The following is a 17,358-nucleotide window of genomic DNA, read 5'->3' as shown; positions in this document are numbered from 1 at the left end:
CCGCAGTCTGTTTCGGGAAGGAACGGCCTGATGGGCGGTATCTGCGGGAAACCGGTTCTGCTGCTGGCGGCGGCCATGGCATTCACCGCTTCGACGGCGCGGGCGCAGTCTGCGGGCACGCTGATCGCGGCCGATCCGGTCGCCACCGCGCCTGCCGGCATGAAGGCCTGGCGCATCCGCTACTGGACCCGTGACGAGAAAGACCGGCCCCTCGCGGTGACCGGCATGGTCGTCGCCCCCGCTGCCCCCGCTCCCGCTGCTCCCGCCCGGCCGGTCATCGCCTGGACGCACGGGCTGGTCGGCATCGCGCGCCGCTGCGCGCCGTCGCTGGGGGACGACAACTTCACCGTGATCCCCGGCCTGAAGGATGCCCTCGCCCGCGGTTATACCGTGGTCGCGCCCGACTATCCGGGGCTGGGGTCGGAAGGCGTGCATCCGGTGCTGATCGGCGTGAGCGAGGGCCGTTCCACCCTCGATGCGGTGCGCGCCGCGCGTCGCATCCCGGCGGCGGCGAGCGGCACCCGCTTCGCGCTCTGGGGGGAATCGCAAGGCGGCCACGCAGCCTTGTGGTCCGGCCAGATCCAGGCACGCTACGCGCCCGAGCTGCAGCTGTCGGGGATCGTCGCGGTGGTGCCGCCGACCGACCTTCCCCGCAACTTGACGGAAGGCAGCGACCCGCGCGTGCGCGCCCTGTTGATCGCCTATACGGCGACCAGCTGGTCGCGGCTCTACGGCGCGCCCATGGCGACGTTCGGGTCGCCCTCGGTCCAGCGCGTGATGATGCGGCTCGCCGACAACAACTGCGTGCGCTTCGACGCCCGGCCCAAGCTGGGCACCATCGCCGGCATCGCCATTGCCCAGCGGGCGATCGCCAGGCTCGATTTATCCCGGCAGCAGCCCTGGGGCCGCATGATGCGCGCAAACAATCCCTCCGCGGCGGCGATCCCGGTCCCCGCCCTGATCGCGACCGGAACGGCGGACACGACCGTCGCCCCGGCCGTGGTGCGCGACTTCGCCCGCCTCGCCTGCAGGCGGGGCAGGACCGTGCGCTTCATGTCGATACAGGGGGGCCGGCACGAGACCGTCGCGCGCAGCGAGGCGGCGGCGATGCTGGACTGGATCGACGCCCGCTTCGCCGGCCGCAAGGCACCGGGCAACTGCGGCACGTTCTGAAAGACGATTCCCGGTCAGCCCTTCCCGGCCTAAATTCCGAGCCATTGCTCGGTGTGTGTGCGCAAGTCGATCCCCGCGTTGTGGTCATATGCGATCCACGCGCTCGTCGCCAGCATCGTCCACAAGATGCTGAACAGCGATCCGACCAGGAAGTATTCGGCGAAATTGCGCTCGTCCATGTCCTTGAAGCGCGCGACGGTCTTGAGCGCGATCACAGCGGCAAGGATCTCCCAGCTATGGACGATGATCCCCGTGGCCAGGATCAGCCGTTCGAATACGCCGATCCAGCGGCCCGCGTTGTGCGCCGCAGTAGGAAGATGCGCGATGGAATCCTTCAGGCCGCTGAGGTGGAAGATCCCCCGGCAGATCAGGTTGCCCTCCCAGGTCAGCAGTATCAGGGCTACTGCGGTGTAAAGGAATGCGCACCCCATTTGTCGGCCCCCGGCAATCGGTATCGATGGTCGAGCTCGGCGAGCGCCTTGTGAATGGCGGCCCACTGGATGACATACAGCTCGAAGTCGCCTGCGCTTCGCACTTTGTAGACGTTGTGTACGCTGACATTGCGGGCGTTCGCCACTTCGGCGACCGAGGCCCCGGCCAGCAGCTTGACGATATCGCCGCGCTGGGCCTGCGACCACCCGCGCTCGATGGCGGTCAGGCTTGCGCCGCTTGCTTCCAGCAGGGTTTCGAGAAGCTCGTACTGCGGGAAGGAGAAGCGGTAACGGCTCGCAGAGCGCTTTTCCCCCAGACGTTCCCGCGCGTCGGCGAAGCCCGGCCCCATCATGTTCCAGGCGCGCCGGGAATTGACCGGTGTTCTAAGATCGATGCTGCCGATCACGAAACGGCAGTCGATGTCCTTGCCCAGCAACTCGAAGCGGATCTCGCGCGCGGCTTGCGCGGCAGCCACCAGCGAGGTGAACGGGCCCTGGAATTCGTCACCAAGCGTTATCGTCAATGGCGAGGCCATGTCGGCGGCAAGGGCCTTGTTCTGGCGGTCGATCGCGGCATTGAACCGGGCGTGCAGGTCCCGGGGATCCGCATGCCGCTCGCTCCCCACGAGATCGCCCATGAGGACGGCATGGAAGGAGGGAGAGGAAGCCATGAACGCGGTGACGGCATCAACCCAAAAAAGGGTCACTTCAATTTTTAACCCAAATTCGGTGTAATCGAAGAATTATCCCAAAAACGGGTTACAACTCCCGGGGGCGAGCGCCGCGAGTGGCGTCGCCCTTACTCGAACACCGCGGAGAGCACCGCCGCGACGTCGGCCGGGGCGAGGGTGTCGAGCATCACTTCCAGATCAGGGCTTTGCGAATAGCCGAGCATGCGGCCGTGCCGGTCGGCGGCGACGGAAAGGACGCGCAGCGCCTCACCCTCGCGCACGACGGCGAGACCGCCGGTGGCGGGGTAGCGGTCGGGGTCCACCACCAAGGTAGCGCGGCCGGGCAGTCCCGCGCCCAGCGTCGGGCGGCCGAGGCGCAGGCCATAGGCGCGCGGGCCCGCGCTGCGCGGCGCCTCGACCTCGGCGCCGGTCGGGGTTGGCGCGATCAGGCCGCCGGGCAGGGGGGTGCCGAGGACGGGAAGCAGGCGCAGGGTAGCGGCGTTGTCGGGAGCCATAGGCTCGGTCTTCGGCGCCGGAGCTGGAATCGTTGCCCGTGCTGCTACAGGAGCAGCAACCTCAGGCGCGCCGCCGCTCAGTTCGTCCTTCAGCGCTGCGATGCGCGTGCGCGACTTGGTGAGGCGGATCTCGGGGTTGGCGACCATCGGCAGCACCGCGTCGAGGTCCCCGGCGGCGTGGAGCGCCTCGACCTCGGCCATCAGCGCCTTGTCGTCGGGCGCGCCGAACAGGCGGCGCAGGGCGGCCCGCACGTCCTCGTTCCAGCGTTCCAGCGGCTTGAGCGCATTCTCGATCCGCGACAGTACCACCGGGGCAATGCCGTATTCGCTTTCGAGCACCGCGATCGTCAGCGCCGGATCGCCGCCGCGCCGCGCGCGCAGGGCGGCGGCGAGCAGCACCGCGCGCAGTTCGCCCTCAGGGTCGGCAGGGGCGGGGCCGTGGAGAGGTTCCGCCCATGCGGCGATGTCGAAACCTGGGGCATCGACGTCGATCAGCAGTTCCACGGGGTCCACGCCGAGCGCGCGGCCGAGATCACGCAGTTCGTCGGGCCGGGCGAAAATCTCTCCCCGCTCGATCTTGGAGAGGCGGATATAGGTTATTCCCGAAAGCCGCTCCGACAATTCTAGCAGGCTGCCGATATTGAGTTGCTTGCGAAACTTACGGATGCGGTTCGGGAATACGAGCATGCGATGGTAATCGATTGTCGTCATCGCCGCCTCCATTACTTGCCGGGGACCGGCCCGACCGCTTAATCCGGGCGACTTGTCGTTCATCGCAGATCTTGTTCCATTCTGGGGATGGCCGGGACTTTTCATGTCCGACCTTCCCGGTCAATGCGCCCATTCGGAGTGTTCTGCCGAATCGGGTCTTTTTCGCGACCGCCGCTTGATTGGCGGAACTTGGGAATTGGCGCTTACTGCCTTGCGATATCCTTAAAATTTCGCATTTCTTACGCAATCCGGCCAGTTGCCCTCCGCAAAACCGGAGTGTGGATGCGCGAAACGGCGGAATCTGTGGGTTTGCAGGATAACGCTGCAAGGTCCGAAATGGATGCGAAATTGGGGATGAAGGGGCGAATTTTCTGCTCGCCAAGGCTCATCCTTTAAGTGTCGGCTCAATCCGCCCTGTCGCGTAGCGATGGGGAGGTGGCAGTCGCGCAGCGACTGACGGAGGGGGCTTTGAGCGCGCTATCCCTCCACCACCGACTGCGTCGGCGGTCCCCCTCCCCATTGCTGCGCAACGGGGAGGATGCCGGTCACCCCTTGCCCACCGCCGTCTTCATCAGCGCCATCTGCTTGCGATAGAGGTTGGTCATCGCTGCATAGTCCTGCTGCACCTGGCCCAGCGACAGGAGCTGGTCTTCCAGCGTCACGTTGTTGCCGTCGGGCTTGGTCTCGCTGGTATTGCCGTCGAGGACGATGCGCCCGCCTGCCTGCGGGGCCCTGGCGCCCAGCGCGGTCATGCTGCTCGAGAGTTCGACGTGCGGGCGAGCCACGTGCGGCGTGCCGCTCGAGCCCAGCTGGCCGTCCACCAGTGCGGAGAAGTCCGGAGCCTCGACCGTCCGGGCCTTGTAACCCGGTGTCTCGGAGTTGGCGACGTTCTCGGCGATGACGCGCTGGCGCTCGGCCATGGACTTCATGGCGCGGCCCATGCCGTCGAACAGGGGGGGGAGGGTGGACATCGGGTGCCTCCTTAGGAACCGGTGAGGCGCGAAAGCGCGGCCTGATAGCTGGCGAGCTTGGCCTGCTGGTAGGCGCTGCCGCCGCTGCCGGAAATGGTGCCGTCGACGATCGCCGCCTTGCCCGAATCCCAGTAGAGCGAGCGATAGGCCGACTGGATCATCGACAGCGCGCTCTTGACCCGGGAAAGCGCAGTGCCTGCCGTGGTGGCGTCGGTCAGCGTCAGCGCGCTGGACAAGTTCAGGTTGAAGCGCCCTCCCGGCATCACCTTGGCGGCTTTCGGATCGAGCACCTTGGAGGGCACGAGGCGGATAGGATCGAGGCCCAGCTTGCCCAGGGCGTCCTTGCCGTCCGCGCCCGCGATCAGTTCCAGCGTGTGCCCGGACTTGACGTCGATCTTGAGGCTGGAGGCGCCGTCGGTGAAGGGCGTGGTGATGGTCGCGTCGGTGCCGGCGATCTTGCGGATCTTGGCGGCGAGGCTGGTCATCGTCTCGCCCTTCTCGATGGTGACGGTGCGCGCGGTCTCGCCGTCGACGCTGATCTTGAAGCTGTCGCCCAACCGCAGCGAGGTCTCGGCCACGAGGTCGCCGGTGCTCTGCTGGTTGAGCACGCCGCGGTGCAGGCCAAGCGCGCCGAGGCCGCTGGTCGCCCCGCCCGCGACGGCGGTAATGCGCACCGGCTCCACGGCGCTGCTGCGCTGGCCCCATTGCGAGACCGTCTGCACCGAGCCATCGGCGGGATCGATCCGCGCGACGAAGCCGTCCACGCTGCCCTTTTTCGCATCGCCCAGCGTCCCCGCCGTGCGTCCGCCGACGTAGAGTGCGCCGTTCAGATAGGCGACGCTGTCCGCCTGATCGGCGCTGTCGGTGCCGATGTAGCTGGTGAGGGTGGCGGAGAAATCCGGCTCGATCAGGGTGACGAAAGCGTCGGTCCCGCCGGAGAGGCCATTGACCTGCGCGCCGTTCAGCGCCGTGCTGGTGGCGCCGACGACGGCGATCTGGCCGCTGTCCGACACCGCGATCGCCTTGGCTGAGGCATTGCCCAGCGCCACCGAGCCGAGCTCCGTGCTCAGCGATCCGGCGGCGGTCTTGCGCAAGGTGGCGACGCCCTTCTCGTTGGTCAGCGCCAGCAGGTTGCCGTCCCCATCGATGGCGAGGGCCGAGATCGAGTCCGACCCGCCGCTGTCGATGGTGCGCCGCTCCTGCATTTTGCCCGCCGCGTCGAGCCGCACGATCACGGCGTCCCCGCCTCCGCCCCCTGCCCCGACTGCGGCGCGCCCGGCGACGTAGATCGAACCATCGTTGCCGACTGTCACCGCGCTTGCGGTCTCGTTGCCGACCTGGCGGATCGCGGTGCTCGAAAGCTCCTCGCCCTTGGCGTTGAAGCGGCTGACGAGGAGGTCGGTCTGGGTATCGTCGCTGCCGTTGAACGCGCCCGAGACGGTGCCCGCGACGACGATCTCTCCGTTGGGCGCGATCGTCACCGCCGCGCCCGAGGCGGTGCCTGCCGCGCCGAGATTGCGCTGCCAGACCACCGTGCCCTCGCTGTCGACTTTGGTGAGGAACAAGTCGTCGGTGCCGTCGCCGGTCTGCGTGCCCATGTCGCCTGCGGTGGTGCCGACGATGTAACTATAGCCGTCCGCGTCGGTGGCGATGGCATTGGCGGCGGTCGCCGAAACGACGGTGTACTCGGCGTTCTCGGCCAGCTCGGTCTTGGTGGATTTGGCGGTGGCGGCCGCGCTTGCGGCGGCGCGGGCGGTGGCGTCGGTATCCACGGCGTTGATCTTGCTCAGCCGCTCCCAGGTTAGCGATCCGGCAAGGTCCTCGATGCGGTAGACATTGGCCGAAGTGGGTGATTTGGTGCCGGAGATCGTCGCCGTCTCGCCGCTCGCCACCATCAACGCATCGCCCGCCGCGACCTGATCGATCGAGACTTTCTCTATGCCCGAGGGGTTGAAGGTGAGGCCCCACTTGCCGTCGGTCTTCTCGACGGTGAAGTGCGACTTCCACTGCGAGGTCGTATTGCCCTCGGCATCGAGGATCGGAGTGCCGCTGGCGTTCGTGGCGATCTTCGCGCCGATCGCGGCATTGAGCGCGGCGGCGACCGAATCAAGCGTCGGGGGCTGGGTGCTCGTCTGCGAAAGATCGACGCTGACGACCTCGCTGGTGGTGCCGCGGGTCAGGGTCACCTGAAAAATTTCACTGCCCGTCAGACCCTCGACCGGGGCCGCGCGGGTGGTCGAAACGCCGGTGCCGGCAACCGCGCCGGTGGCGTAGCGAGCCTCGACGCCCAGGGTACGGGTGCTGCTCGTCACCGATCCGAAACCAAGTTCGAGAAGGTCGGTATCGGCGCTCGAAAGGTAGCCCTGAAGGTCCGCCAGACCTAGCGCGAAACTCTTCTGCAAGGCCGCCCGCTCGGTCGCGGAAATCGTCTTGGAGGTGCCTGCCTGCGCCAGAATACGCAGGTTTTCCAGCGCCTTGTAAGCAGTAAAGGCGGTCTGGACGTCGGGCAGGTCCTCCAGCGAACTGTCGCCATTGGCATCGATGATCGAGGCGAGCCGCTTGACCGCCGCGACTTGCGCGCTGGTCGCGGTATCGGTGCCCAGAGCATCGAGCCACGGCGCCGCCGTGGTGGGCGTCGTGAACGCCTTCTTGGCCGCCGTCACCGCCACGCTGTCGGACGAGGCGAGGCTGCTTTGATAGGATGAATAGGCCGAGGTTCCTCCCAGAACCGACAGGCCGATCAACCCATTATTCAGACTTATCGTCAATTGTGCCTCGTGAGCCGGTTGCGTGGGCGTCCTTCCTATAAATAGAAGGAAGACCTTGCGATCGGATGAAATTGCGCATTTTTCAAGGAATCTCGCAGTGAACATGATGACCGCGGTGGGCGAGCCGCCGGAGCTCAAGAAATATTCGGGCACCCAGCGGGCGGCTGCGCTGCTGCTGGCGCTCGGTCAGGAGCACGGAATCCCCATCTGGCAGCAGCTGAACGACGACGAGATCAAGGAGCTGTCTTCCTCGATCGCGTCGCTCGGCCGCGTGCCTGCCGTCGTCGTCGAATACCTGCTCGGCCAGTTTTCGGGCGAGGTGTCCTCGATTACGACGCTGCACGGCTCCTACGAGACGACCGAACGGCTGCTCGAAGGCGTGCTCGCGCCCGAGCGCGTCAAAGACATTATGGAGGACATTCGTGGTCCCTCCGGCCGGACGATGTGGGACAAGCTCTCGAACGTCAGCGAAGGCGTGCTGGCGGGCTACCTCAAGAGCGAGCACCCGCAGACCGTCGCGGTGATCCTCCAGAAGCTCAAGCCCGACCACGCGGCGCGCGTGCTGGCGGCGCTGCCGCGCGATTTCGGCACCGAGGTCGTCATGCGCATGCTCAAGACCGAGACCGTCCAAAAGGACGTGATCGTGCAGGTCGAGCAGACGCTCAAGACGGAGTTCATGACCAACCTCTCGCGCGCGCAGCGCCGCGATCCGCACGAGACGATGGCCGAACTGTTCAACGCGCTCGACCGCTCGACCGAGGAGGCGATGCTCGGCGCGCTCGACGAGAAGGCGCCCGAGGAAGCCGAGCGCATCCGTGCGCTCATGTTCACCTTCGAGGATCTGTCGAACCTGCTGCCGAGCGCGATCCAGGTCATAGTGCGCAACTGCAACAAGCGCGAACTGGCGCTGGCGCTCAAGGGCGCGCCGGAAGAGATGCGCCGCCTGTTCTTCGGCGCCATGACTGAGCGCGCCGCCAAGCTGCTGCGCGACGACATGGCCGCGATGGGGCCGGTGCGCGCCCGCGAATGCGAGGCCGCGCAGGGCAACCTCGTCACGCTCGCCAAGGATCTGGGCGAGCGCGGCGAAATCGTCCTCGCCGACCCCAAGAGCGACGATGCGATGATCTATTGATGACGACTGATGGCAACTAACCCGAAGGCACCCGCCGACGGCGCGGGAACGATACAACCTTTCGGCTTCGACCGGGTGTTCTTCCACCCCGTCGATACGCCGTTTGTCCCCGTGCCCGGCGAGCCCGAGCCTGCGTCCGCCGCGGAAACCCTGCCCGAATCCTTGCGTGACCGGATCGAGGACCTTGAATCCCGCATCGAGCGCATGCAGGCCGAGCACCGCGCCGAACTCGCCCGCGCCCGCGCCGACGGCTTCGAGGCGGGCGCCGCGCAGGCCCGTTCGGAACGCGGCGAGGCGCTGCTGGCGGCGACGGACGCGCTTCACGCCGCGCTCGACGGTATCGAGGGACAGGTCGAAGCCGTCGCCCGCCGCATGATCGGCGAGGCGGGCGCGGTCGCCCTCCACGCGGCAGAAATGCTGGCCGGCCACGCCATCGAAACCTCTCCCGCGCGCGCCGTGGACGAGGCACTGGCCCGCGCGCTGGAGCAAGTGGCGCAAGGCACCGCGCTGGTGGTCCGCGTGAACCCGGAAATGCGCGACGAAGTGGACGTCCTCGTCGAGGCGCGCGAGGCGAAATGCGGCCGCCCGCTGGCGATCACCGTGATCGACGACGAGGCCGTGCCGCAGGGCGACGCGCGCATCGAATGGACTTCGGGCGGCCTCAACGTCGATGCCGAGGCGCGCCGCGCCGCGGTGATGGCGGAACTCGCGGGGGTTTTGCTCTGACGCCAAATCCTCCCCGACGCGTAGCGATGGGGAGGGGGACCGCCGACACAACAGGTGGTGGAGGGGGAGAAACCCCGCCGTCAGCGCTGCGGGCTGCCACCTCCCCATTCCTGCGGAACAGGGATGATAAAGAGACCAGACATTTTTGCGCATCCCGGCAAGTCTTGCCTAGTCTCATCCTATAATGCCCTCTGGGCGCGCGACAGGGGCGGCGCCGGGATCTCGGAAGGCCGGACTTGGAAGCGTTGCGCAATTTCATCGGGCAGATTGGAGTGCGCCGCGCCGCGATGATGGGCGGCGTCGCGCTGGCGCTGCTGCTCGGCCTCGGCTGGATGGCCACGCGTACGCCTGACAGCGCGATGGGCTATCTCTATACCGACCTCGATCCCTCGGCCGCATCGACCATCACCGAGAAGCTCAAGGGGCAGGGCGTGCCCTTCCAGCTGTCGGCCGACGGAACCGCTATCCTCGCGCCCGCCGACAAGCTGCCCGAACTGCGCATGGCGATGGCCTCCGAGCAGCTGGGCGGCAAGATCGGCTACGAAGTGCTCGACCAGGAGGAGCCCTTCGGCATCTCCTCCTCGCGCGCGAAGCTGAACGAGACGCGCGCGATCGAGGGTGAACTGACCCGTTCGATCGAAAGCCTGGACCGTGTCAGCCGCGCCCGCGTCCACGTCGTCATGCCCGAGCGCGCCATGTTCGAAACCGAGCCGCGCAAGGCCAGCGCCTCGGTCACGGTCAAGACCACCGGGCGGCTTCCGGCCGAGGCGGTTCAGGCGATCCGCTACCTGGTGTCCTCGGCGGTGCCCGACCTCTCGCCCGAGGCGGTGTCGGTGGTGGACCAGACCGGTGCGCTGCTGGCGCGGGCGGGCGAAGGGCAAGGCAGTTCCGGCGACATCGAGGAACGCCAGGCCGCCGTCGAAGCCCGCCTGCGCGACCAGATCGAGACCATGGTGGAGCCGATCGTCGGCCACGGCAAAGTCCGCGCCGAAGTGTCTGCCGTGCTCGAACGCGATCAGGTGCGTGAGGAATCCGAGACCTTCGACCCCGACAAGCAGGTTATCCAGCATCAGGTCAGCGTCGAATCCAGCAACCAGAGCACCGAGAAGACCCCCGGCGCGCAAGGCGCGACCGTCGCCACCCAGTTGCCCGAGAACGCGGCCGCCGCGCAGAACGGCGCGAACGGCGACAGCCGCAACGCAGCGCAGAACGAGACGTCCGAGGACACCACGTACCAGAACAGCCGCGTCCAGAAGGTCGCCGTGCGCACGCCGGGGCAGGTCAAGCGCCTGACCGTGGCGGTCATGGTGGACGGCGGCGAGAAGGGCCTGCCGCAGCCGCAGCTCGATCGCCTGCAGCGCCTCGTGGAGAACGCCGTCGGCTTCGACAGCGATCGCGGCGACAGCGTGGTGGTGGAGAACATGCCCTTCGCCGCGCAAGACGTGGACGGCATCGATGGCGGCCTGCCGTTCGGCCTGACCGTCGATCGCATCCTCGACGTGCTGAAGATCGTGCTGGTGGGCGGTATCGTCCTCTTCGCCATCCGCATGCTGCGCCGCCAGAACGCGCCCGCGCTGCTGCCGCCGCCCTCCGGTGATCTTCCCGAGGGCGAGGACCGCCGCCAGCCTGCGGGCAGCCTCTCAATGGCGCAGCTTGAACCGATGGGCGGGGCTGCGGACGATACCCCGCTGCTCGATCAGGAAGTGGCGCTTGCCCATGTCGATGGGCGGGTGAAGCTCTCCGCGATCAAGCGTATCGGCGACACCATCGCTTCCAACCCGGCGGAATCCGCCTCCGTCATCCGCCAGTGGATGAACACGTGAAAGGTATCCGATGAGCGACGAGCTCGACACCCGGCACCAGCTGACCCCGGCGCATCTGCCTGAGGAACCGGCCCCGGTCCTGAGCGGCGAAACCGCGCTGCCGCCGCGTCCCTCCACGCCGCCGACGCCCGACGACCTGCACGCCGTGTTCGACGTGCCGGTGAAAGTGCAGGCAGTGCTCGGCCGATCGAAGATGGACATCGGCGACCTGCTGCGGCTCAAGCCCGGCATGGTCGTGGAGCTGGACCGCCGCGTCGGCGAGCCGGTCGACATCTTCGTCAACAACCGCATCATCGCGCGCGGCGAAGTCGTGCTGATCGACGCCACGCTGGGCGTCACGCTGACCGAAATCGTCCGCAAGGAAGCATGATGGGTTCGCGTGATCATGATGCCACCCGGCTGATGCTGGTCGGCGAACTGGGCGACGCGGTGGGCCTTGCCAACGAGATGGTGCGCGGCTCGGCCACCCGTATCGGCGTGGAATCCGCGCCTGCGGCCTTTGAAGGCTGGACCGGATCCGAAGCCGACATGGTAGTGGTGGACCTTGCGGTGAACCTCAAGGACGTGCTCGCGCGGCTGCGCGGCGGGCGTTCGGAGGGGTCCGTCACGGCATCGGTCTCCGGCCTCGTCGGACAGAACATCGCCGATGTCGAGCGCGAACTGATTCTCCAGACCCTGCGCCACTGCGGCGGCAACCGCAGCGCGGCGGCAGCAATGCTGGGCATTTCGGTGCGGACCATGCGCAACAAGTTGCGCTCGTTCCAGGCGGACGGGATGGCGGTGCCCCCGGCTCTTGCGGGCGTGGTGCGGGCCGAGATGGCAGCCGGGGTGTGATGAACGGTGCGCCCAGCCTCGGGGGCTTCGACACGCTCAGCCTGAGCGGGATTGGAAAGTCTACTTTTCCCCCGCTCACGCTGAGCGTGTCGAAGGGTCAGGCGCAGCCTTTCGCAACCCTGCCGCAACCGGCGGCCTGACCCGATGGCCACCGCTCCCACCAAGTCCGCGCTCCCGCCGCAGGTCACGCAGTTCCTCGTCCGCCTCGGACCGGGGCGCGACCTGGCGTTGGCGCTGGGTGTGGGCGCGATCATCGCGATGCTCATCCTGCCGATGCCGGCGTGGATGCTCGACATGGGCCTCGCGCTCTCGATCACTGCTTCCGTCCTCATCCTGATGACGGCGCTGTTCATCGAGAAGCCGCTGCAGCTTTCCAGCTTTCCGACGATCCTGCTCATCACCACGATGCTGCGCCTTGGCCTGAACCTTGCCTCCACCCGCCTGATCCTCGGCCACGGGCATGAGGGGCATCAGGCGGCGGGCGGCGTGATCGCCGCCTTCGGCGAGTTCCTGATGGGCGGCGAGACCGTCATCGGCCTCACCATTTTCGCGATCCTGATCGTCATCAACTTCGTGGTAATCACCAAGGGCGCGGGCCGCATCGCCGAAGTGGCGGCGCGCTTCAGCCTCGACGCGATGCCGGGCAAGCAGATGGCGATCGACGCCGACCTCAACGCCGGGACCATTACCGAGGACGTCGCCCGCGAACGCCGTTCCGAGATCGAGCAGGAGAGCGGCTTTTACGGCGCCATGGACGGTGCCTCGAAGTTCGTGAAGGGCGATGCCGTCGCCGCGCTGCTGATCACCGCGATCAATATCATCGTCGGGCTGATCGTCGGCGTCGCGATCCACGGTGTGCCGTTCGGACAGGCGTTCACGACTTATACCATCCTCACCGTGGGCGACGGCCTCGTCAGCCAGATCCCGGCGCTGATCGTCTCGACGGCGGCGGGCCTGCTGGTGTCAAAGGGCGGCGTCGTCGGCAAGACCGGCGCGGCGCTGGGCGATCAGCTGGGCCGTTATCCCAAGGCGTTCGGCATCGCGGGCGCGCTGATGGGCATGCTGGCGCTGATGCCGGGCCTGCCGTTCTTGCCCTTCGCGATCCTCGGCGGGCTCTGCGGATGGCTCGCGTGGACGATGACGAAGAAGGCGGAAGGGGCGGTGGCCGCCGCCCGCGTCGAGGAGGCCGCCGCTCAGGCCCGCCAGAAGGCCGCGCAGGCCGAGGAGCCGATCGCCCGCACCCTCGCGATCGACGCGCTGCGCATCGAGTTGGGCTATGGCCTGCTCCCGCTGATCAACGACGCCAGCGCGGAGCCGCGCCTCGACGATCAGGTCCGCGCGCTGCGCCGCCAGATGGCGACCGACTACGGCTTCGTCCTGCCTTCGGTGCGCATCATCGACAACATGGCGCTGCAAGCGAACGAGTACGTCGTCTACGTCAAGGAAACCGAGACCGCGCGGGGTGAACTGCGCATCGGCAAGCTGCTGGTGATCAACGCCGGCGGGGGCGAGACCGGCCTCTCGGGCGAGGCCACGCAGGAGCCCGTGTTCAAGCTTCCGGCCCAGTGGATCGACCGCGAACTGCGCCAGGAAGCGGGCTTCCGCGGCCTGACAGTAGTGGACTGCGGCACTGTCGTTACCACCCACCTGACAGAGATCGTCAAGGACAACATCGCCGATCTTCTTTCCTATGCCGAGACGCAGAAGCTGCTTGACGAGGTCCACAAGGATTCGGCCAAGCTGATCGCCGACATCGTGCCCTCGCGCATCTCCGTCTCGGGAGTGCAACGGGTGCTGCAGAACCTGCTGGCCGAGGGCGTCTCGATCCGCGACCTACCGACGATCATGGAAGGCGTAGCCGAGGCGAGCCCGCTGACCTCCAACCTCACGCAAGTCACCGAGCACGTTCGTGCGCGGCTTGCGCGGCAGATCTCGGCGCAGCACACGCTGGACGGGACCATCCCCATCGTCGCGCTCGGTGCGGTGTGGGACGAGGCGTTCTCCGAGGCGATCATCGGGCAGGGCGACGACCGCCACCTCGCCATGGCGCCCTCGCAGTTGCAGGCTTTCATCGCCTCGGTGCGCGAGACGTACGACCGCCTCGCCGGGCAGGGAGAAATCCCGTGCCTGCTGACGAGCCCGAGCCTGCGGCCTTTCGTGCGCTCGATCATCGAGCGGGTGAGGCCCGCGACGGTGGTGCTCTCGCAGAACGAGATCCATCCGAGGGCGCGCCTGCGCAGTCTGGGCGCGATCGGGTAGGGGCTGACACGGATGGGGCAAATACACCCCGTCATTCCAGCGAAGGCTGGGACCCTTCGACAAGCTCAGGGTGAGCGGGAGTGGCGTAAACCTCACAATTCCGCTCAGGCTGAGCTTGTCGAAGCCCTTGCGCCGCGCGCCGCGAGGTGGGCTGTTCACGGCCAGCGGTCCCAGCTATCGCTGGGATGACGGGGCCATCTGCTATCACACCCCGCCGTCGCTGCTCGCAATCCGCGGATGATAGCGCGCATAGCGCCGCTCCCCCACCCGCTCCAGCGCGCCCAGTTCGACAAGCTCGGCCAGATCGCGCGTCGCGGTGGCGGCGTCGGTGATCGTGCGATAGTTGTGCGCGCTCAAGCCCCCCGCGAAGCCGTCCGACCCTTCGGCCATCATGCGGATCAGCGATAAGATACCTTTCTATCGATCACCATAGGGCGCGATCGTGATTTAGGGAAGGCAAGCCCATCGATCAGCCCTGCGCATAAGATCGCAGCCGCGACCGCCCGGTGCACGAGCATCCTATGATGAACCGATGCCCGTTCCCGTGACGACCCTCTTCCCGACCGTTACTGGCTCGGGCACTCCCACGCCGAGCGTCGGGGATGCGGAACCCGGCGCTTTCCTTGCCGCGCTGGCGAGCGTCGGCGCCAAAGTCGATGAGGCCGCGCAGGCGGGCGAAGCGCCGCCTGTCGCGGCTCAGGCTCTTCCGCTCTCCAGCCGGATCGCGCCGCAAGTGGCGGCGGCGAGCGTCACGGCGCCGCAGGCCCCGGCCGAGCCGGTCGGGGCGACTGCAGCTTTGTCTCTGACGTTGACGGATGCGACCGCTGTGTCGGTTCCGTCTCTCCCCGAACCCAAGGTGCCGGAAATCCCCGCAGCCGCGTCTGCTCCGACCCTTGCGGCTGCATCGCCAGCGGCAAACCCGACCGCCGGGGCAACCGTGGATGTCCCCGAGGTTCCGGCACTCGCGGCCACGTCCGCAGAGGTTATGGCTCCACCTGTCGAACCGGTCCGGGCACGCCCGGAAGCCCTCGAGACCGTGGTGCCCGGGGAAGACACGCCGCCACTCCCGAGGAAGGGGGAGGAGGTCGGGAACCTGCCGACCGCCGCGCCGGCGCAGCAGGAGCGACTCGTCGGAGCGGAGGTATCCATCGACGTTCCGCCGGTTACGCTCGCAGCGGCCGGGCTGGTCGAAGACGCGCTGCCATCCGAGACCCCCGCCGTCGAACCGAAGGCAGAAACGTCCGAGGCCGCCCGTCCGGTAAAGCGCAAGGCCGCGAAAACCCCCGCTCCTTCAGAGCCCCCCGCCGCCGCTCCGGCCACCTCCGAGGCCACTGGCGTGCCGATTGTGGCGGCCGCGCCTTCCGCTTCCCCGCCATCCGCCGCAGCCGAGACGCTTGAACCTGCGGCCGCCCGCACCGCCGCGCCCGTCGCCCACGCCGCGCCGCAGGCCGCCGAGGACACCGCCACCCCGGAGCCCGAGGCTCGCGTGTCCGCCCCGCTGTTCACCCAGACGCTGGAAGCGGCGACCACGCGACCCCCAGCACTTCCCTATGAAATCGCGCGCAATGCTCCCGCCCTCGCCCCGGCCGAGGCGAGCGTATCCATGCGCGAGGGGCACTTCGGCGCGGACGTCGGCATCGCCATCGCGCGGGCGTTGGACGGCGGGCCGGAGGGTCTGCGCGATGCCTTGCTGATCCGCCTCGACCCGCGCCACATGGGCCGGATCGACGTGCGCATGGGCTTCGACGACGACGGCACCCTGCGCGCCGTGGTCTCGGCCGACCAGCCCGCCGCGCTCGACCTGCTGCGGCGCGAAAGCATGTATCTCGACCGCGCGCTCAGCGATGCGGGCGTGCGCGCCGATGCCCAGTCGCTGCGGTTCGACAGTTCCGGCGGCAGCCTTGGCAGCGGCAACGGCAGCGCGGGTCAGCACCGTCCGTCCGCGCGGTCGCAGGGCGCAAGCAGCGAATTCACCGGCGCCCCGGAAGAGGCCGCCCCCCTTCTCCGCTCGCTGCGCGGCAGCGGCAATCTCGACCTCATGGCATAAGGCAGCACCAGCATGGCAACCGTTACCGACACTGCCTCGACGTCCAGCACCTCCAGCACCACGGCGGCATCCACGACCAGCCTGCTGGCCGACTACAACCTGTTTCTCAAGCTGCTGACCACGCAGATGACCAACCAGGACCCGCTCGACCCGATGGACACCTCGGAATACACCCAGCAGCTGGTGCAGTATTCGCAGGTGGAGCAGTCGATCCAGCAGACCGGCAAGCTTGACGACATCCTCGGCCAGCTCCTGTCGCAGCAGATGGCGCAGGCATCGAGCTACATCGGCCGTGAAGCGCGCTTCGACAGTGCCGTGGCGGGGCTGAGTGACAATCCGGCCAAGTGGACTTACTATGTCGATGGCACCCCCTCCACCGTCACCGCGACGATCAAGGACGCGCTGGGCGGCACCGTGGCGACCGTCAGCCTCGACCCCAGCGAGACCCAAGGCACCTATAAATGGGACGGCCTCCAGACCGACGGTACCAAAGCCGCCGCAGGCGCCTATACCCTCTCGATCAAGGCGCAGGCGTCGGACGGATCGAACCTCAACACGACGATCAACTCGGTAGGCGTGGTGGACGACGTGGTCACCGACGGGACCAGCATCATGCTTGGCGTCAACGGCATCCGCCTGTCCGCGACCGGGCTGGTGGCGCTGACTACACCGACGACCTCGACGAAGGAGTGAGCGCATCCTCGCTGTTCCGCAGGGAGGGGGAGGTCGCAGTCGGCAGGGCAGACGGAGGGGTTATCCCCCTCTTCACCACCGACTGTCTCGGCGGCCCCCTCCCAATCGCTGCGCGACAGGGAGGACTATCTCATTCCATCGCGTCGCTGCGTTCGCGTGCGGCTGCAGGCGCTCCCGCCGCGCTTTGCTGCAGGGTCGTATCGAGCCGGGTGCAGCCGGGAATCCGCTCGGGCAGGGCGAGCATCATCAGGCAGTCAGTGATCGAGGGATCCTCGATCGGGCCGATCAGGTCCTCGACTTCGTCCTGCGTCAGGTCGGACTGGCTGAGGCAGCGCAAAGCGGCCGCCTGCCATAGCTGCGCGGGTGCATCGACCCGGAGCCTGAGCGAAAACCAGTATTCCTGCTGCGCCCCTGAAGTCCGGGTGCTGCCGTCACCCAGGCCCCAACTTGAATTATCCGCCATCCGCGCTCTCAAAGTACCGCACCGAATTGCATCGGTGCGCTGCCCCTGACCCGAGAAATAAGGTCGACCCCCGCTTGCCGATGGTAAACGCAATATTCACCAGTGACCCGCAATTTCCGACACTATACTATGCAATCGATC

16 protein-coding genes are annotated in these 17,358 nt (G+C 67.5%); 9 read left to right on the top strand and 7 right to left on the bottom strand.

Annotated features, from left to right (window positions below; all coding sequences use genetic code 11):
* Positions 1 to 30: 30 nt before the first annotated feature.
* Positions 31 to 1,173 carry an alpha/beta fold hydrolase gene (locus tag PKE80_RS10180; protein ID WP_271182377.1) on the top strand — a complete coding sequence of 381 codons (1,143 nt, stop codon included), beginning with the start codon at positions 31 to 33 and terminating at the stop codon, positions 1,171 to 1,173.
* Between the two features lie 29 nt (positions 1,174 to 1,202).
* Here the strand turns inward: PKE80_RS10180 and PKE80_RS10175 are convergent, their stop codons facing one another.
* From PKE80_RS10175 to PKE80_RS10155, 5 genes are all read right to left on the bottom strand, one after another.
* Positions 1,203 to 1,604: a hypothetical protein gene (locus PKE80_RS10175; protein WP_271182376.1), complete on the bottom strand. Its 402-nt coding sequence runs from the start codon at positions 1,602 to 1,604 to the stop codon at positions 1,203 to 1,205.
* Entirely contained in the window at positions 1,574 to 2,242 is a 669-nt protein-coding gene (locus PKE80_RS10170) for a SatD family protein (RefSeq protein ID WP_271182375.1), read from the bottom strand. Before PKE80_RS10170 ends, PKE80_RS10175 begins: the two co-directional genes overlap by 31 nt.
* 161 nt (positions 2,243 to 2,403) lie before the next feature.
* Complete coding sequence (locus tag PKE80_RS10165) at positions 2,404 to 3,501, bottom strand: helix-turn-helix domain-containing protein (RefSeq protein ID WP_271182374.1); 1,098 nt, start codon at positions 3,499 to 3,501, stop codon at positions 2,404 to 2,406.
* Between the two features lie 545 nt (positions 3,502 to 4,046).
* Complete coding sequence (locus tag PKE80_RS10160) at positions 4,047 to 4,472, bottom strand: flagellar basal body protein (RefSeq protein WP_036527421.1); 426 nt, start codon at positions 4,470 to 4,472, stop codon at positions 4,047 to 4,049.
* Between the two features lie 11 nt (positions 4,473 to 4,483).
* Positions 4,484 to 7,216, bottom strand: a complete 2,733-nt coding sequence (locus tag PKE80_RS10155; protein WP_271182373.1) for an NHL repeat-containing protein — start codon at positions 7,214 to 7,216, stop codon at positions 4,484 to 4,486.
* A gap of 127 nt (positions 7,217 to 7,343) precedes the next feature.
* Here PKE80_RS10155 and PKE80_RS10150 point away from each other — a divergent pair, with 127 nt between their 5' ends.
* The 6 genes from PKE80_RS10150 to flhA all read left to right on the top strand — a co-directional run bounded on the left by PKE80_RS10150 (position 7,344) and on the right by flhA (position 14,014).
* Positions 7,344 to 8,372, top strand: coding sequence for a flagellar motor switch protein FliG (locus PKE80_RS10150; protein ID WP_036527424.1), 1,029 nt, complete (start codon positions 7,344 to 7,346; stop codon positions 8,370 to 8,372).
* A 9-nt stretch (positions 8,373 to 8,381) separates the two neighbouring features.
* A complete protein-coding gene (locus tag PKE80_RS10145) occupies positions 8,382 to 9,098 on the top strand; it encodes a FliH/SctL family protein (protein WP_036527426.1) in 717 nt (238 codons plus the stop codon).
* A 236-nt stretch (positions 9,099 to 9,334) separates the two neighbouring features.
* Positions 9,335 to 10,921 carry a flagellar basal-body MS-ring/collar protein FliF gene (fliF, locus tag PKE80_RS10140; RefSeq protein WP_036527428.1) on the top strand — a complete coding sequence of 529 codons (1,587 nt, stop codon included), beginning with the start codon at positions 9,335 to 9,337 and terminating at the stop codon, positions 10,919 to 10,921.
* A gap of 10 nt (positions 10,922 to 10,931) precedes the next feature.
* Positions 10,932 to 11,291 (top strand): flagellar motor switch protein FliN, encoded by a 360-nt coding sequence (gene fliN, locus PKE80_RS10135; RefSeq protein ID WP_008831931.1) that lies wholly within the window; start codon positions 10,932 to 10,934, stop codon positions 11,289 to 11,291.
* The gene (locus tag PKE80_RS10130; protein WP_036527430.1) at positions 11,291 to 11,755 is read left to right on the top strand and encodes a helix-turn-helix domain-containing protein; all 465 of its coding nucleotides are present in this window, start codon (positions 11,291 to 11,293) and stop codon (positions 11,753 to 11,755) included. The genes fliN and PKE80_RS10130 overlap by 1 nt, the downstream gene beginning before the upstream one ends.
* A 144-nt stretch (positions 11,756 to 11,899) precedes the next feature.
* Positions 11,900 to 14,014, top strand: a complete 2,115-nt coding sequence (gene flhA, locus PKE80_RS10125) for a flagellar biosynthesis protein FlhA (RefSeq protein ID WP_036527435.1) — start codon at positions 11,900 to 11,902, stop codon at positions 14,012 to 14,014.
* A 204-nt stretch (positions 14,015 to 14,218) separates the two neighbouring features.
* Here the strand turns inward: flhA and PKE80_RS10120 are convergent, their stop codons facing one another.
* Positions 14,219 to 14,404 carry a hypothetical protein gene (locus PKE80_RS10120; RefSeq protein ID WP_370424609.1) on the bottom strand — a complete coding sequence of 62 codons (186 nt, stop codon included), beginning with the start codon at positions 14,402 to 14,404 and terminating at the stop codon, positions 14,219 to 14,221.
* 154 nt (positions 14,405 to 14,558) lie between these two features.
* Between PKE80_RS10120 and PKE80_RS10115 the strand changes: the two genes are divergently transcribed.
* Both PKE80_RS10115 and PKE80_RS10110 read left to right on the top strand, forming a co-directional pair.
* The gene (locus tag PKE80_RS10115; RefSeq protein ID WP_271182372.1) at positions 14,559 to 16,061 is read left to right on the top strand and encodes a flagellar hook-length control protein FliK; all 1,503 of its coding nucleotides are present in this window, start codon (positions 14,559 to 14,561) and stop codon (positions 16,059 to 16,061) included.
* Between the two features lie 12 nt (positions 16,062 to 16,073).
* Positions 16,074 to 16,754, top strand: a complete 681-nt coding sequence (locus PKE80_RS10110) for a flagellar hook assembly protein FlgD (protein WP_271182371.1) — start codon at positions 16,074 to 16,076, stop codon at positions 16,752 to 16,754.
* A 130-nt stretch (positions 16,755 to 16,884) separates the two neighbouring features.
* Here the strand turns inward: PKE80_RS10110 and PKE80_RS10105 are convergent, their stop codons facing one another.
* The gene (locus tag PKE80_RS10105; protein WP_051586966.1) at positions 16,885 to 17,217 is read right to left on the bottom strand and encodes a hypothetical protein; all 333 of its coding nucleotides are present in this window, start codon (positions 17,215 to 17,217) and stop codon (positions 16,885 to 16,887) included.
* Between the last annotated feature and the right edge of the window lie 141 nt (positions 17,218 to 17,358).

Origin of the sequence: Novosphingobium resinovorum (genome assembly GCF_027922145.1) — a bacterium.
Taxonomy (GTDB): domain Bacteria; phylum Pseudomonadota; class Alphaproteobacteria; order Sphingomonadales; family Sphingomonadaceae; genus Novosphingobium; species Novosphingobium resinovorum.
The sequence above is the reverse complement of the archived record's forward strand: the minus strand, read 5'-3'. Positions and strand labels throughout refer to the sequence as shown.